The 14556-nt window shown below is 64.3% G+C and carries 18 protein-coding genes and 2 pseudogenes; 10 read left to right on the top strand and 10 right to left on the bottom strand.

The window, feature by feature from the left end; genetic code table 11:
* The first annotated feature begins 8 nt into the window (after positions 1-8).
* Positions 9-212 carry a cold-shock protein gene (locus AWB66_RS16135; protein ID WP_087631265.1) on the top strand — a complete coding sequence of 68 codons (204 nt, stop codon included), beginning with the start codon at positions 9-11 and terminating at the stop codon, positions 210-212.
* A gap of 188 nt (positions 213-400) precedes the next feature.
* Positions 401-655, top strand: a complete 255-nt coding sequence (locus AWB66_RS16130; protein ID WP_087631266.1) for a hypothetical protein — start codon at positions 401-403, stop codon at positions 653-655.
* Here the strand turns inward: AWB66_RS16130 and AWB66_RS16125 are convergent.
* From AWB66_RS16125 to AWB66_RS16105, 5 genes are all read right to left on the bottom strand, one after another.
* Positions 652-855: a hypothetical protein gene (locus AWB66_RS16125; RefSeq protein WP_087631267.1), complete on the bottom strand. Its 204-nt coding sequence runs from the start codon at positions 853-855 to the stop codon at positions 652-654. The genes AWB66_RS16130 and AWB66_RS16125 overlap by 4 nt on opposite strands.
* Positions 856-904: 49 nt before the next feature.
* Entirely contained in the window at positions 905-1507 is a 603-nt protein-coding gene (locus AWB66_RS16120; RefSeq protein WP_087631268.1) for a ParB-like protein, read from the bottom strand.
* 30 nt (positions 1508-1537) lie between these two features.
* Positions 1538-2038 carry a DUF421 domain-containing protein gene (locus AWB66_RS16115; RefSeq protein WP_087631269.1) on the bottom strand — a complete coding sequence of 167 codons (501 nt, stop codon included), beginning with the start codon at positions 2036-2038 and terminating at the stop codon, positions 1538-1540.
* Between the two features lie 190 nt (positions 2039-2228).
* Positions 2229-2597: a hypothetical protein gene (locus AWB66_RS16110; protein ID WP_235021133.1), complete on the bottom strand. Its 369-nt coding sequence runs from the start codon at positions 2595-2597 to the stop codon at positions 2229-2231.
* Between the two features lie 158 nt (positions 2598-2755).
* Entirely contained in the window at positions 2756-5068 is a 2313-nt protein-coding gene (locus AWB66_RS16105; protein WP_087631270.1) for an FdhF/YdeP family oxidoreductase, read from the bottom strand.
* 151 nt (positions 5069-5219) lie between these two features.
* Here AWB66_RS16105 and AWB66_RS16100 point away from each other — a divergent pair, with 151 nt between their 5' ends.
* The 3 genes and pseudogenes from AWB66_RS16100 to AWB66_RS35275 all read left to right on the top strand — a co-directional run.
* A complete protein-coding gene (locus AWB66_RS16100; protein ID WP_087631271.1) occupies positions 5220-6629 on the top strand; it encodes an aminotransferase-like domain-containing protein in 1410 nt (469 codons plus the stop codon).
* Between the two features lie 13 nt (positions 6630-6642).
* Complete coding sequence (locus AWB66_RS16095; RefSeq protein WP_087631272.1) at positions 6643-6927, top strand: helix-turn-helix transcriptional regulator; 285 nt, start codon at positions 6643-6645, stop codon at positions 6925-6927.
* A 21-nt stretch (positions 6928-6948) separates the two neighbouring features.
* Positions 6949-7164, top strand: a pseudogene (locus AWB66_RS35275) (GntR family transcriptional regulator); the annotation flags it as partial.
* 74 nt (positions 7165-7238) lie between these two features.
* On the opposite strand, the pseudogene AWB66_RS35270 reads toward AWB66_RS35275, so the two are convergent.
* The 3 genes and pseudogenes from AWB66_RS35270 to AWB66_RS16075 all read right to left on the bottom strand — a co-directional run.
* A pseudogene (locus AWB66_RS35270) lies at positions 7239-7580 on the bottom strand (GntR family transcriptional regulator); the annotation flags it as partial.
* A gap of 21 nt (positions 7581-7601) precedes the next feature.
* Positions 7602-7886, bottom strand: coding sequence for a helix-turn-helix transcriptional regulator (locus AWB66_RS16080; protein ID WP_087631272.1), 285 nt, complete (start codon positions 7884-7886; stop codon positions 7602-7604).
* 13 nt (positions 7887-7899) lie between these two features.
* Positions 7900-9309: an aminotransferase-like domain-containing protein gene (locus tag AWB66_RS16075; protein ID WP_087631271.1), complete on the bottom strand. Its 1410-nt coding sequence runs from the start codon at positions 9307-9309 to the stop codon at positions 7900-7902.
* A gap of 151 nt (positions 9310-9460) precedes the next feature.
* Here AWB66_RS16075 and AWB66_RS16070 point away from each other — a divergent pair, with 151 nt between their 5' ends.
* From AWB66_RS16070 to AWB66_RS16050, 5 genes are all read left to right on the top strand, one after another.
* A complete protein-coding gene (locus AWB66_RS16070; protein ID WP_087631270.1) occupies positions 9461-11773 on the top strand; it encodes an FdhF/YdeP family oxidoreductase in 2313 nt (770 codons plus the stop codon).
* A gap of 158 nt (positions 11774-11931) precedes the next feature.
* Entirely contained in the window at positions 11932-12300 is a 369-nt protein-coding gene (locus AWB66_RS16065; RefSeq protein WP_235021133.1) for a hypothetical protein, read from the top strand.
* A gap of 190 nt (positions 12301-12490) precedes the next feature.
* A complete protein-coding gene (locus tag AWB66_RS16060) occupies positions 12491-12991 on the top strand; it encodes a DUF421 domain-containing protein (protein ID WP_087631269.1) in 501 nt (166 codons plus the stop codon).
* A gap of 30 nt (positions 12992-13021) precedes the next feature.
* A complete protein-coding gene (locus AWB66_RS16055) occupies positions 13022-13624 on the top strand; it encodes a ParB-like protein (protein ID WP_087631268.1) in 603 nt (200 codons plus the stop codon).
* 49 nt (positions 13625-13673) lie between these two features.
* Positions 13674-13877: a hypothetical protein gene (locus AWB66_RS16050; RefSeq protein ID WP_087631267.1), complete on the top strand. Its 204-nt coding sequence runs from the start codon at positions 13674-13676 to the stop codon at positions 13875-13877.
* On the opposite strand, the gene AWB66_RS16045 is transcribed toward AWB66_RS16050, so the two are convergent.
* Together AWB66_RS16045 and AWB66_RS16040 are read right to left on the bottom strand one after the other, a co-directional pair.
* Complete coding sequence (locus tag AWB66_RS16045) at positions 13874-14128, bottom strand: hypothetical protein (RefSeq protein WP_087631266.1); 255 nt, start codon at positions 14126-14128, stop codon at positions 13874-13876. The genes AWB66_RS16050 and AWB66_RS16045 overlap by 4 nt on opposite strands.
* A gap of 188 nt (positions 14129-14316) precedes the next feature.
* Positions 14317-14520, bottom strand: a complete 204-nt coding sequence (locus AWB66_RS16040) for a cold-shock protein (protein WP_087631265.1) — start codon at positions 14518-14520, stop codon at positions 14317-14319.
* Positions 14521-14556: the final 36 nt, after the last annotated feature.

Here is a 14556-nt window from a genome sequence, read left to right as displayed (position 1 = left end):
TAGCGAGAATGGCAACAGGTACGGTGAAGTGGTTCAATGACGCAAAGGGATTTGGCTTTATCACGCCGGATGGCGGCGGAGAAGATCTGTTTGCGCATTTTTCCGAAATCCAGGGCAGCGGCTTCAAATCGCTGCAGGAAAACCAGAAAGTAAGCTTCGAGATCAAGCAGGGACCGAAGGGAAAGCAGGCAGCGACCATTCAGCCGCTGTAAGCGGTTAAAGTCGGCAACCGACAAGAGCGGCCCCCAGGGGCCGCTTTTTCGTTTTGTCGCGGACTCGTACGGGACTTTCGCCTGTCAAACGCCCCCGATCGACTGCTTCTTCGGAACGACTGCCTAAGGGCTGTTAGTATCGCGTCCGACGTCCGTGTCCGAAGCGGAAAAATGTAAAAGGAGCAAGGGTGAGAAGGAATGCCACAAACAAGCTGAAAGTGGTTGCCGTGCGAGTCGATCCGGAAATCGAGCAGAGGCTCAGGCTCTTGGCCGAGACGACCGGACGCAAGCAGTCGTTTTTCCTGCAACAGTTGATCGAGAACGGGATTGGCGCGATCGAAGAGATCTGGTTGCCGCCAGCCGTTCTGGCACAGGTCCGCGAAGGCGTTCTGCCGTCGGTTGAGCCGACGCAATCCGCGACTGCCGACCTCTTTAGCGACTAAGCCCTGCCGAGCACCGTAGTGAGCGGTTGGGCGATCTGCGTGTAGTCGTGCCACACCTTGGTCTCGAGTTCCATGAGGACCTGTTTTTCACCGCGACATGCAGGGTCGTGGAACCGCTTCATGAAGCAGGCTCGAAACTCGTCCCGGGTGATGCACTCGCCGGTACTCAGCAGCGTCAAGGTCTGGGGCTTGTCGGTCATTGGCTTCTCCATCGGTCCGTGAGCCGGAAGCAAGCAACGTACCCGGCAACTACACGCTCGGTTTGTCGCCGAGAAAACCGGGCATGCCAATCGCCAGCTTGCTCCTCGCTATGTCGACGCCGCGCTGCAAGGCGGCATCGAAATCGGCTTCGATCGCCGGCGGCGCGGCCATCGTGGCCCGAAACAGGTCCGCCCAGCGGAACTCCTCCAGCGGCACGGTCGTTTTCTCGCAGCCTCCGGCTTCGCGGACAAGGCCCGCCAGACTGCGGTAGGGATCGTCTTCCAGTTCGTACACGTGTCGCGGCATCGCTCCGAACGCGATGCGCCGCCCCTGCGCGTCATAAGGCCAGGTCCAGCTCCGGTTTTCCAGCGTCAGCCAGAACTGCGATTCATCGAGCGAGGAAAGGTCCGCCACGAGCACCACCGGCGCCTTCCTGATCCCCGCCGCCCACAACGCCGCCGCAACGTGATGATGGTCGATGGCGAACGCGTCCCCGCCGGGTCCGAGCACGACCGGGATCGGCTTCTCGGCAATCGCCATCTGGAGTTCCCGGCCCGACAGGCGGGCAAAATCCCGCGTTTTCTTCTCGACCTCGATGCGTCCATGCGACGCTTGTGTAGGCCGCAGCCTGTCAATGGCGATCTCTTTCATTTGCTTGTGCGCTCCGTCGATTGACGCGCTTCAATGACTGCCGGCTTCGCGTCGGATCAGGCTGATCTCGCCATTGCGTTCGAGGAACACCATCTCGACGCGCGAGAGATCGACTGAGCCGAGCTGGCGCCGCGCGCTTTCGAACACGTCGGTTTCGGCGATCAGTGCCGCGGACATCTGTTCATGATCGAAGCGTCCGTCGCGATAGAGCACGCGCGGCGAGCCGCCGATCAGCTTTTCGAGCCACCGCGAGTGCACGCAGGCCCACGCCAGCACCCGATGCAGCAGCACGAGAACTAGCGAGGCGGCGATCGTCGGCAGCGCCGGAGACGCCCCGACGATCACCCGCGAGAGCGTCGCGCCGAGGAGAATCGTGATGACGTAATCGAAAGCCGAGCGCTGCCCGAACGAGCGCCGCCCGGCTATGCGCATGAAGACGAGCGCCGCCACGAAGGCGGCCGCAGCGCGCAAGCCCATTTGCAGGGCATCGAGGTCCCGGCCGCTTCCGAACAGCGTGTCGATGAGGTTCATGCTCGCTCTCCTTTTGTCATGTCCGGAAGGGAAACATGGAGCGAAGCACGAAGCGATCCGCGCCGCGCGAACTCGAGCACGGAATATCGCGCGAAACGATCTGGGAAAGCGGAGGGCGCTTAGCGGGGCCTGAATTGCCGGGCCGCGATGCGTCAGTCAGGCGGCGCAGCGCATGTGCGCCGCGCGCCTCTCACTCCGCATGCGGATCGATGGCAATCGCACGCCGGCAATCGTCGTAGATCACCTTGACGAGTTCGCAGTCGTAGTTCAGATCGTGTTCGGTGAAGAGGTCGTTGACGGCGTCGCCGACCCACTCGCGGTCGACGATCCCCTGATGCACCTGCGCTATTCGCCGTGCGGCGAACGTGAGCTGCGCCGTCGCCAGCCAGTCGCCGTGGCGCCGATGGCGGTGCAGCCATTTGTGCGCAGCTTCGACATGAAAGTCACTCTCGGGCCACGTGCCATCCAGATAGTACGCAGCAAGGGATCCGCACGCGAGCCAGCACAGCAGTTGCGTGCGATCGTACCGATCGAGGTGTTGATAAGCATGGTCCATCATCGTCCCCTCGCGCCTTGACCGCCTGACGATAGCACGTCGATGCACCCTCGTAACGCCCTGAATCGAGCCGAAGCATTCAGGAAAATCCCTAGGTGAGCAGAATACTTCCTTGATTTACCGATCCGTCGCGGCGCCAGGTTGGTGTCCGCCGCGCGCGCTCAAGCCGCCATGACCTCCTCGGAAGCCGTCAGCAGCACAGGAATGGATTTGGACGTCGGCGTTCCAGCGCCATCGGCGACGGATTCGAGCGGCACGAGCGGATTCGTCTCGGGATAGTAAGCGCCGAGACAGCCGCGCGGAATGTCATACTCGACGAGCAGGAAGCCGTCCACGCGCCGCTCGACCCCGTCGTCCCAGACGCTCGTGATGTCGACCCGCTCGCCCGGCTCGAACCCGAGCATGTCGATATCCTCGCGATTCGCGAACAGCACGCGCCGCTGCCCGTACACGCCGCGATAACGGTCGTCGAGGCCATAGATGGTCGTGTTGTACTGGTCGTGCGAGCGCGTCGTCATCAGGGTCATCAGGCGTTCGCCGTGTCGCTGGCGGGCGCGGTGAATCGGCGTGTCGAAGGCGATCGCGTGCACGAGGAACTGCGCCTTGCCGCTCGGCGTCTTCCAGATGCGCTCGCGCGACGCCACGCCGAGATGAAAGCCGCCCGGCTGGTCGAGCCGCGCGTTGTAGTCCTCGAAGCCGTCGATCACCTTCGCGATGCCGTCGCGGATCAGCGCGTAATCGTTCGCATGCGCGAGCCAGTCGACCTTGCCGCTGCCGAGCGTCGCCGCGGCCATCCGCGCGACGATCGCAATCTCCGAGAGCAGATTCGGCGACGCCGGCTTGTTCATGCCATAGGAGATGTGCACCATGCTCATCGAATCCTCGACGCTCACGCCCTGCGCGACGCCGTTCTGCATGTCGATCTCGGTGCGCCCGAGCGTCGGCAGGATCAGCGCGTCGCGGCCGTGCACGAGATGGCTGCGGTTCAGCTTCGTCGTGATGTGCACGGTCAGGTCGCACGCGCGCATCGCCTGCCACGTGCGCGGCGTGTCGGGCGTCGCGATCGAGAAATTCCCGCCGAGCCCGATGAACACCTTCACGCGCCCATCGAGCATCGCCTGGATCGTGTTCACGACGTCGAGCCCGTGTTCGCGCGGCGGTTCGAAATCGTAAGCCGCGCCGAGGCGGTCGAGGAATTCCTGCGTCGGCTGCTCCTCGATGCCCACGGTGCGGTCGCCCTGCACGTTCGAGTGGCCGCGCACCGGGCACAGTCCCGCGCCGCGCCGGCCGATATTGCCGCGCATCATCATCAGGTTCGACAGGATCTGCACCGTCGGCACGGAGTTCTTGTGCTGCGTGAGGCCCATGCCCCATGTCGCGATGACGGCGCGTCCCTTCGCGTAGATGTCGGCGAGTTGCAGCACGTCGTTCATCGGCACGCCCGATTCCGCGACGATCGCCTCCCAGCTTTCGGCGCGCAGGTCGGCGGCGAAGTCCTCGAAACCGACCGTATGCGCGGCGATGAAATCGACATCCAGCACACGCTCGCCGCCGTTCGCGAGCGCAGCGTCGTCCAGTTCGATCAGGCGCTTCGCGACGCCCTTGATGAGCGCGAAGTCGCCGCCGACCTTCGGCCGGATGAAGACGGAACTGATCTTGGTGCTGCCCATCGTGAGCATTTCGACCGGATGTTGCGGGCTCGCGAAGCGCTCCAGCCCGCGCTCCTTCAGCGGATTGATCGACACGATCGTGGCGCCGCGCTTCGCGCACTCGCGCAGTTCGCCGAGCATGCGCGGATGGTTGGTCGCGGGATTCTGGCCGAAGAGGAGCAGGGTGTCGGCGTGCTCGAAGTCGTCGAGCGTGACCGTTCCCTTGCCGACGCCGACCGTATGCGGCAGGCCGCGGCTCGTCGCTTCGTGGCACATGTTCGAGCAGTCGGGGAAATTGTTGGTGCCGACCATGCGAACGAACAATTGGTACAGGAACGCGGCCTCGTTGCTCGCGCGGCCCGAGGTGTAGAAGGCGGCGCGATCCGGGTCGTCGAGCGCGTTCAGATGGCGGGCGATCAGCGCGAAGGCGTCGTCCCAGGCGATCGGCACGTAGCGGTCGAGCGCGGCATCGTAGACGAGCGGATCGGTCAGTCGGCCGTGCTGTTCCAGTTCGAAATCCGATTGCGCCATCAGTTGCGCGACCGTGTGCTGGGCGAAGAACGCCGGCGTCACGCGCTTGCTGGTCGCTTCGGCGGCGACGGCCTTCACACCGTTCTCGCAGAATTCGAACGTCGACGCGTGCTCGCGATCCGGCCACGCGCAGCCCGGGCAGTCGAAGCCGTTCGGCTGGTTCTGCGAAAGCAGCGTGCGGTAGTTGCCGCCCGTCACCTTCTCCTTGATGAGGTTGATCGCGACGTATTTCAGCGCGCCCCAGCCTGCGGCGGGGTGCGTGTACGGTTCGATGCGGGCTGCGGATTTTTTCATGACTGGGCGGGTCGATTCAAGGCGGTTTTGCCGATGGACTCAAGCGTACTGTGTTCCGAAAACGCGACGGCGCACAGAAAACCGCAAAGTCAAGGGATACAGTTGCGGCGATTTGTCATAGACTTCCTCAACTGGACTCCAACTCCGTCTCTTGAAGCTCTACGAAAAACTCGCCGACGAAATCGAGCAGGCCGTGCGGCGCGGCGTGTTCGCGCCCGGCGAGCGGATCGCGTCGGTGCGGCACGCGAGCCAGCAGCACGGCGTCAGCATCAAGACCGTGCTGCATGCGTATGCGCTGCTGGAAAGCCGCGGCGTGGTCGAGACGCGGCCGCAGTCGGGCTATTTCGTGCGGGAAGCGGCGCCCGCGCAGGCCGCGTCGAAACAGGCGCCCGTGCTCACCGTGGCATCGGAAGTGGACGTGAGCCGGCTCGTGCTGTCGACGTTGCGCAGCATCCGCGCGAACGACGCCGTGCCGCTCGGCTCGCCGTATCCGGACCCGACGCTTTTTCCGTGGCGCCGCATCAACCAGTACGCGAATGCCATCGCGCGGCGCCATGCGAGCTGGAACCTGATCGACGACCTGCCGCCCGGCAATCCCGAACTGATTCGCCAGATCGCGCGCCGCTATGCGGAGAACGGCGTGCCGGTCGATCCCGACGAGATCATCATCACGGTCGGCGCAACCGAGGCGATCAACCTGAGCCTGCAGGCGGTCGCGAAGCCGGGCGACACGGTCGCGGTCGAATCGCCGACCTACTACGCGATGCTCCACGCGATCGAGCGGCTCGGCATGCGCGCGATCGAAGTGCCGACCCATCCGGCCGACGGCATCGACCTCGACGTGCTCGCGCAGATCGTCGCGACGCAGCCGATCGCGGCCTGCATGGTGATGCCAAATTTCCAGAATCCGCTCGGCTTCCAGATGCCCGACGCGAAGAAACGGCAACTGGTCGCGTTGCTCGCGGCGCACGAGATTCCCGTGATCGAGAACGACGTCTATCACGAGCTGTATTTCGGCGAGACGCGTCCGTCGACGCTCAAGAATTTCGATACCAAAGGGCTTGTTTTGCACTGCGCATCGTTTTCGAAGAGCCTCACGGCGTCGTACCGGATCGGCTGGGCGATGCCCGGACGCTATCGCGCGCAGGTCGAGAAGCTGAAGTTCCTCAACACGCTCACGACGCCTTCGGTGCCGCAGGTCGCCGTCGCGGACTATCTGCGGCAGGACGGCTACGACCGGCATCTGCGGCAGGTGAGGAAGGCGTACCGGCAGCAGGCGCGCATCATGAGCGCGATGGTGCAGCGCTTTTTTCCGGCGGGCACGCGGGTGTCGTCGCCGCAGGGCGGATATGTGCTGTGGGTGGAACTGCCGCCGCGCGTCGATTCGATGCAGCTTTATCAGGCCGCGCTCGCGCATGGCATCACGATCGGCCCCGGCTACATGTTTTCGACGAAGAACGATTTTCGCCACTTCATCCGGCTGAACTACAGCTATCCGTGGACGTCGCAGACGGAAGGCGCGTTGCGCACGCTCGGGGAGCTGGCCGGAAAAATGACCTGAACGAGGGACTCCCATGAACGATGCCGATTCTGCAGACGGTGCAATCGATCCCGCGCTTGCCGCCGTGCTCGCGCAACTGTGGCACGCGGAAGAAGAGACGCCGGGCGCCGCGTGGTCGCTCGCGAAGCTCTCGAAGCAATCCGGCTTGCCGATGAGCGCGCTCAGACGCCAGTTGACCGCGCTCTCGGACGGCGGGATCGCCGAGACGACTTTCGACGAGACGGGCACCGGCACCGCGCGTTTGTCCGATACCGGCAAGATATTGTGCGGCCAACTGTTCGGCGGGCCGTTGCATTGACCCGCCGCCGACACTAACCCCGTGGAAATCCATATCACACTCGAAGGCCGTCGCGACCTGACGGGCCAGATCTATCGCCAGTTGCGCTCGGGCATCGTCGAAGGGCGGCTGGCCGCGAACGCACGCCTGCCGTCCACGCGCGACCTCGCCGCGCAACTCAACGTATCGAGAAAGACGACGCTCGATGTCTTCGAACGCCTGATCGCCGAAGGCTTTTTGCGCACGCGCGCCGGCGACGGCACCTTCGTCGCGGAAGGACTCGCGCGGCTGCCGGCGGCGCCGCGCGCGCCGTCGCCGGCGAGCGCGCGGGCGGCGGGCATCTGGGGCGCCATGCCGGCCGGCATGGCGCCCCAGATGCCCGCCGCCCGCGCGCTCGCCGGCGACGGCGCGCGCGGCGCCGCCGGCAGCCGCGCGAGTCCTTCCGCGACGAAGGTGCCGTCGCCGGCGCGCGTGCGCAAAAAGCCTTCGGCGATCAGGCGTTCGAAGACATCGAGCGTCGTCTTTCTCGATACGTTGAGTTGCGCGGCGAGGTCGCGCGTGGACGGCAGGCGTGCGTTCGCGGCCAGCCGCCCTTCGACGATGCCCGAGCGCAACTGGCGATAGATCTGGCCCGTCAGGTCGCGACGGCCTTCGAGTGTGATATGGATTTCCACGGGGTTAGTGTCGGCGGCGGGTCAATGCAACGGCCCGCCGAACAGTTGGCCGCACAATATCTTGCCGGTATCGGACAAACGCGCGGTGCCGGTGCCCGTCTCGTCGAAAGTCGTCTCGGCGATCCCGCCGTCCGAGAGCGCGGTCAACTGGCGTCTGAGCGCGCTCATCGGCAAGCCGGATTGCTTCGAGAGCTTCGCGAGCGACCACGCGGCGCCCGGCGTCTCTTCTTCCGCGTGCCACAGTTGCGCGAGCACGGCGGCAAGCGCGGGATCGATTGCACCGTCTGCAGAATCGGCATCGTTCATGGGAGTCCCTCGTTCAGGTCATTTTTCCGGCCAGCTCCCCGAGCGTGCGCAACGCGCCTTCCGTCTGCGACGTCCACGGATAGCTGTAGTTCAGCCGGATGAAGTGGCGAAAATCGTTCTTCGTCGAAAACATGTAGCCGGGGCCGATCGTGATGCCATGCGCGAGCGCGGCCTGATAAAGCTGCATCGAATCGACGCGCGGCGGCAGTTCCACCCACAGCACATATCCGCCCTGCGGCGACGACACCCGCGTGCCCGCCGGAAAAAAGCGCTGCACCATCGCGCTCATGATGCGCGCCTGCTGCCGGTACGCCTTCCTCACCTGCCGCAGATGCCGGTCGTAGCCGTCCTGCCGCAGATAGTCCGCGACGGCGACCTGCGGCACCGAAGGCGTCGTGAGCGTGTTGAGGAACTTCAGCTTCTCGACCTGCGCGCGATAGCGTCCGGGCATCGCCCAGCCGATCCGGTACGACGCCGTGAGGCTCTTCGAAAACGATGCGCAGTGCAAAACAAGCCCTTTGGTATCGAAATTCTTGAGCGTCGACGGACGCGTCTCGCCGAAATACAGCTCGTGATAGACGTCGTTCTCGATCACGGGAATCTCGTGCGCCGCGAGCAACGCGACCAGTTGCCGTTTCTTCGCGTCGGGCATCTGGAAGCCGAGCGGATTCTGGAAATTTGGCATCACCATGCAGGCCGCGATCGGCTGCGTCGCGACGATCTGCGCGAGCACGTCGAGGTCGATGCCGTCGGCCGGATGGGTCGGCACTTCGATCGCGCGCATGCCGAGCCGCTCGATCGCGTGGAGCATCGCGTAGTAGGTCGGCGATTCGACCGCGACCGTGTCGCCCGGCTTCGCGACCGCCTGCAGGCTCAGGTTGATCGCCTCGGTTGCGCCGACCGTGATGATGATCTCGTCGGGATCGACCGGCACGCCGTTCTCCGCATAGCGGCGCGCGATCTGGCGAATCAGTTCGGGATTGCCGGGCGGCAGGTCGTCGATCAGGTTCCAGCTCGCATGGCGCCGCGCGATGGCATTCGCGTACTGGTTGATGCGGCGCCACGGAAAAAGCGTCGGGTCCGGATACGGCGAGCCGAGCGGCACGGCGTCGTTCGCGCGGATGCTGCGCAACGTCGACAGCACGAGCCGGCTCACGTCCACTTCCGATGCCACGGTGAGCACGGGCGCCTGTTTCGACGCGGCCTGCGCGGGCGCCGCTTCCCGCACGAAATAGCCCGACTGCGGCCGCGTCTCGACCACGCCGCGGCTTTCCAGCAGCGCATACGCATGCAGCACGGTCTTGATGCTGACGCCGTGCTGCTGGCTCGCGTGCCGCACCGACGCGATCCGCTCGCCGGGCGCGAACACGCCGCGCCGCACGGCCTGCTCGATTTCGTCGGCGAGTTTTTCGTAGAGCTTCAAGAGACGGAGTTGGAGTCCAGTTGAGGAAGTCTATGACAAATCGCCGCAACTGTATCCCTTGACTTTGCGGTTTTCTGTGCGCCGTCGCGTTTTCGGAACACAGTACGCTTGAGTCCATCGGCAAAACCGCCTTGAATCGACCCGCCCAGTCATGAAAAAATCCGCAGCCCGCATCGAACCGTACACGCACCCCGCCGCAGGCTGGGGCGCGCTGAAATACGTCGCGATCAACCTCATCAAGGAGAAGGTGACGGGCGGCAACTACCGCACGCTGCTTTCGCAGAACCAGCCGAACGGCTTCGACTGCCCGGGCTGCGCGTGGCCGGATCGCGAGCACGCGTCGACGTTCGAATTCTGCGAGAACGGTGTGAAGGCCGTCGCCGCCGAAGCGACCAGCAAGCGCGTGACGCCGGCGTTCTTCGCCCAGCACACGGTCGCGCAACTGATGGCGCAATCGGATTTCGAACTGGAACAGCACGGCCGACTGACCGATCCGCTCGTCTACGATGCCGCGCTCGACCGCTACGTGCCGATCGCCTGGGACGACGCCTTCGCGCTGATCGCCCGCCATCTGAACGCGCTCGACGACCCGGATCGCGCCGCCTTCTACACCTCGGGCCGCGCGAGCAACGAGGCCGCGTTCCTGTACCAATTGTTCGTTCGCATGGTCGGCACCAACAATTTCCCCGACTGCTCGAACATGTGCCACGAAGCGACGAGCCGCGGCCTGCCGCATACGGTCGGCGTCGGCAAGGGAACGGTCACGCTCGACGACTTCGAGCACGCCGACACCCTGCTCCTCTTCGGCCAGAATCCCGCGACCAACCATCCGCGCATGCTCGGCGAACTGCGCGAGTGCGCGAAGCGCGGCGCCACGATCGTGTCGATCAATCCGCTGAAGGAGCGCGGGCTGGAGCGCTTCGCGAGCCCGCAACATCCGGTCGAAATGCTCACGATGGGCAGCACCAAGATCAGTTCCGTCTTCATCCGGCCGAAGGTCGGCGGCGACTTCGCGCTCATCAAGGGCGTCGCGAAGCGCCTGATCGAACTGGACGACGCTGCGCTCGCGAACGGCGGCGAGCGTGTGCTGGATGTCGATTTCATCGCCGCGCATACGGTCGGTTTCGAGGACTTCGCCGCCGACCTGCGCGCCGAAAGCTGGGAGGCGATCGTCGCGGAATCGGGCGTGCCGATGAACGACGTGCTGCAACTCGCCGACATCTACGCGAAGGGACGCGCCGTCATCGCGACATGGGGCATGGGCCTCACGCAGCACAAGAACTCCGTGCCGACGGTGCAGATCCTGTCGAACCTGATGATGATGCGCGGCAATATCGGCCGGCGCGGCGCGGGACTGTGCCCGGTGCGCGGCCACTCGAACGTGCAGGGCGACCGCACCGTGGGCATCGAGGAGCAGCCGACGCAGGAATTCCTCGACCGCCTCGGCGCGGCTTACGATTTCGAACCGCCGCGCGAACACGGGCTCGACGTCGTGAACACGATCCAGGCGATGCTCGATGGGCGCGTGAAGGTGTTCATCGGGCTCGGCGGGAATTTCTCGATCGCGACGCCCGACACGCCGCGCACGTGGCAGGCGATGCGCGCGTGCGACCTGACCGTGCACATCACGACGAAGCTGAACCGCAGCCATCTCGTGCACGGCCGCGACGCGCTGATCCTGCCGACGCTCGGGCGCACCGAGATCGACATGCAGAACGGCGTCGCGCAGGGCGTGAGCGTCGAGGATTCGATGAGCATGGTGCACATCTCCTATGGCATGAACAAGCCGGCGTCGCCGAATCTGCTCTCGGAGATTGCGATCGTCGCGCGGATGGCCGCGGCGACGCTCGGCAGCGGCAAGGTCGACTGGCTCGCGCATGCGAACGATTACGCGCTGATCCGCGACGGCATCGCGAAGGTGATCGACGGCTTCGAGGACTACAACGCGCGGCTCGACCAGCCGGGCGGCTTTCATCTCGGCGTGGCGTCGCGCGAGCGCATCTGGAAGACGCCGAGCGGCAAGGCGCAGTTCCTCGTGCACGCGATCGCCTTCGACACGCCGATTCACCGCGCCCGCCAGCGACACGGCGAACGCCTGATGACCCTGATGACGACGCGCTCGCACGACCAGTACAACACGACCATCTATGGCCTCGACGACCGTTATCGCGGCGTGTACGGGCAGCGGCGCGTGCTGTTCGCGAATCGCGAGGATATCGACATGCTCGGGTTCGAGCCGGGCGAGCGGGTCGACATCACGAGCGTCTGGGACGACGGGGTCGAGCGGCGCGTGGACGGCTTCCTGCTCGTCGAGTATGACATTCCGCGCGGCTGTCTCGGCGCTTACTATCCCGAGACGAATCCGCTCGTGCCGCTCGAATCCGTCGCCGATGGCGCTGGAACGCCGACGTCCAAATCCATTCCTGTGCTGCTGACGGCTTCCGAGGAGGTCATGGCGGCTTGAGCGCGCGCGGCGGACACCAACCTGGCGCCGCGACGGATCGGTAAATCAAGGAAGTATTCTGCTCACCTAGGGATTTTCCTGAATGCTTCGGCTCGATTCAGGGCGTTACGAGGGTGCATCGACGTGCTATCGTCAGGCGGTCAAGGCGCGAGGGGACGATGATGGACCATGCTTATCAACACCTCGATCGGTACGATCGCACGCAACTGCTGTGCTGGCTCGCGTGCGGATCCCTTGCTGCGTACTATCTGGATGGCACGTGGCCCGAGAGTGACTTTCATGTCGAAGCTGCGCACAAATGGCTGCACCGCCATCGGCGCCACGGCGACTGGCTGGCGACGGCGCAGCTCACGTTCGCCGCACGGCGAATAGCGCAGGTGCATCAGGGGATCGTCGACCGCGAGTGGGTCGGCGACGCCGTCAACGACCTCTTCACCGAACACGATCTGAACTACGACTGCGAACTCGTCAAGGTGATCTACGACGATTGCCGGCGTGCGATTGCCATCGATCCGCATGCGGAGTGAGAGGCGCGCGGCGCACATGCGCTGCGCCGCCTGACTGACGCATCGCGGCCCGGCAATTCAGGCCCCGCTAAGCGCCCTCCGCTTTCCCAGATCGTTTCGCGCGATATTCCGTGCTCGAGTTCGCGCGGCGCGGATCGCTTCGTGCTTCGCTCCATGTTTCCCTTCCGGACATGACAAAAGGAGAGCGAGCATGAACCTCATCGACACGCTGTTCGGAAGCGGCCGGGACCTCGATGCCCTGCAAATGGGCTTGCGCGCTGCGGCCGCCTTCGTGGCGGCGCTCGTCTTCATGCGCATAGCCGGGCGGCGCTCGTTCGGGCAGCGCTCGGCTTTCGATTACGTCATCACGATTCTCCTCGGCGCGACGCTCTCGCGGGTGATCGTCGGGGCGTCTCCGGCGCTGCCGACGATCGCCGCCTCGCTAGTTCTCGTGCTGCTGCATCGGGTGCTGGCGTGGGCCTGCGTGCACTCGCGGTGGCTCGAAAAGCTGATCGGCGGCTCGCCGCGCGTGCTCTATCGCGACGGACGCTTCGATCATGAACAGATGTCCGCGGCACTGATCGCCGAAACCGACGTGTTCGAAAGCGCGCGGCGCCAGCTCGGCTCAGTCGATCTCTCGCGCGTCGAGATGGTGTTCCTCGAACGCAATGGCGAGATCAGCCTGATCCGACGCGAAGCCGGCAGTCATTGAAGCGCGTCAATCGACGGAGCGCACAAGCAAATGAAAGAGATCGCCATTGACAGGCTGCGGCCTACACAAGCGTCGCATGGACGCATCGAGGTCGAGAAGAAAACGCGGGATTTTGCCCGCCTGTCGGGCCGGGAACTCCAGATGGCGATTGCCGAGAAGCCGATCCCGGTCGTGCTCGGACCCGGCGGGGACGCGTTCGCCATCGACCATCATCACGTTGCGGCGGCGTTGTGGGCGGCGGGGATCAGGAAGGCGCCGGTGGTGCTCGTGGCGGACCTTTCCTCGCTCGATGAATCGCAGTTCTGGCTGACGCTGGAAAACCGGAGCTGGACCTGGCCTTATGACGCGCAGGGGCGGCGCATCGCGTTCGGAGCGATGCCGCGACACGTGTACGAACTGGAAGACGATCCCTACCGCAGTCTGGCGGGCCTTGTCCGCGAAGCCGGAGGCTGCGAGAAAACGACCGTGCCGCTGGAGGAGTTCCGCTGGGCGGACCTGTTTCGGGCCACGATGGCCGCGCCGCCGGCGATCGAAGCCGATTTCGATGCCGCCTTGCAGCGCGGCGTCGACATAGCGAGGAGCAAGCTGGCGATTGGCATGCCCGGTTTTCTCGGCGACAAACCGAGCGTGTAGTTGCCGGGTACGTTGCTTGCTTCCGGCTCACGGACCGATGGAGAAGCCAATGACCGACAAGCCCCAGACCTTGACGCTGCTGAGTACCGGCGAGTGCATCACCCGGGACGAGTTTCGAGCCTGCTTCATGAAGCGGTTCCACGACCCTGCATGTCGCGGTGAAAAACAGGTCCTCATGGAACTCGAGACCAAGGTGTGGCACGACTACACGCAGATCGCCCAACCGCTCACTACGGTGCTCGGCAGGGCTTAGTCGCTAAAGAGGTCGGCAGTCGCGGATTGCGTCGGCTCAACCGACGGCAGAACGCCTTCGCGGACCTGTGCCAGAACGGCTGGCGGCAACCAGATCTCTTCGATCGCGCCAATCCCGTTCTCGATCAACTGTTGCAGGAAAAACGACTGCTTGCGTCCGGTCGTCTCGGCCAAGAGCCTGAGCCTCTGCTCGATTTCCGGATCGACTCGCACGGCAACCACTTTCAGCTTGTTTGTGGCATTCCTTCTCACCCTTGCTCCTTTTACATTTTTCCGCTTCGGACACGGACGTCGGACGCGATACTAACAGCCCTTAGGCAGTCGTTCCGAAGAAGCAGTCGATCGGGGGCGTTTGACAGGCGAAAGTCCCGTACGAGTCCGCGACAAAACGAAAAAGCGGCCCCTGGGGGCCGCTCTTGTCGGTTGCCGACTTTAACCGCTTACAGCGGCTGAATGGTCGCTGCCTGCTTTCCCTTCGGTCCCTGCTTGATCTCGAAGCTTACTTTCTGGTTTTCCTGCAGCGATTTGAAGCCGCTGCCCTGGATTTCGGAAAAATGCGCAAACAGATCTTCTCCGCCGCCATCCGGCGTGATAAAGCCAAATCCCTTTGCGTCATTGAACCACTTCACCGTACCTGTTGCCATTCTCGCTATGCCTCATCAAATAACGAATTACGCCAA

Source organism: Caballeronia telluris (genome assembly GCF_001544495.1).
Classification (GTDB): Bacteria; Pseudomonadota; Gammaproteobacteria; order Burkholderiales; family Burkholderiaceae; genus Caballeronia; species Caballeronia telluris.
Note: the sequence above shows the minus strand (reverse complement) of the source record. Positions and strands in the feature narration are given on the sequence as shown.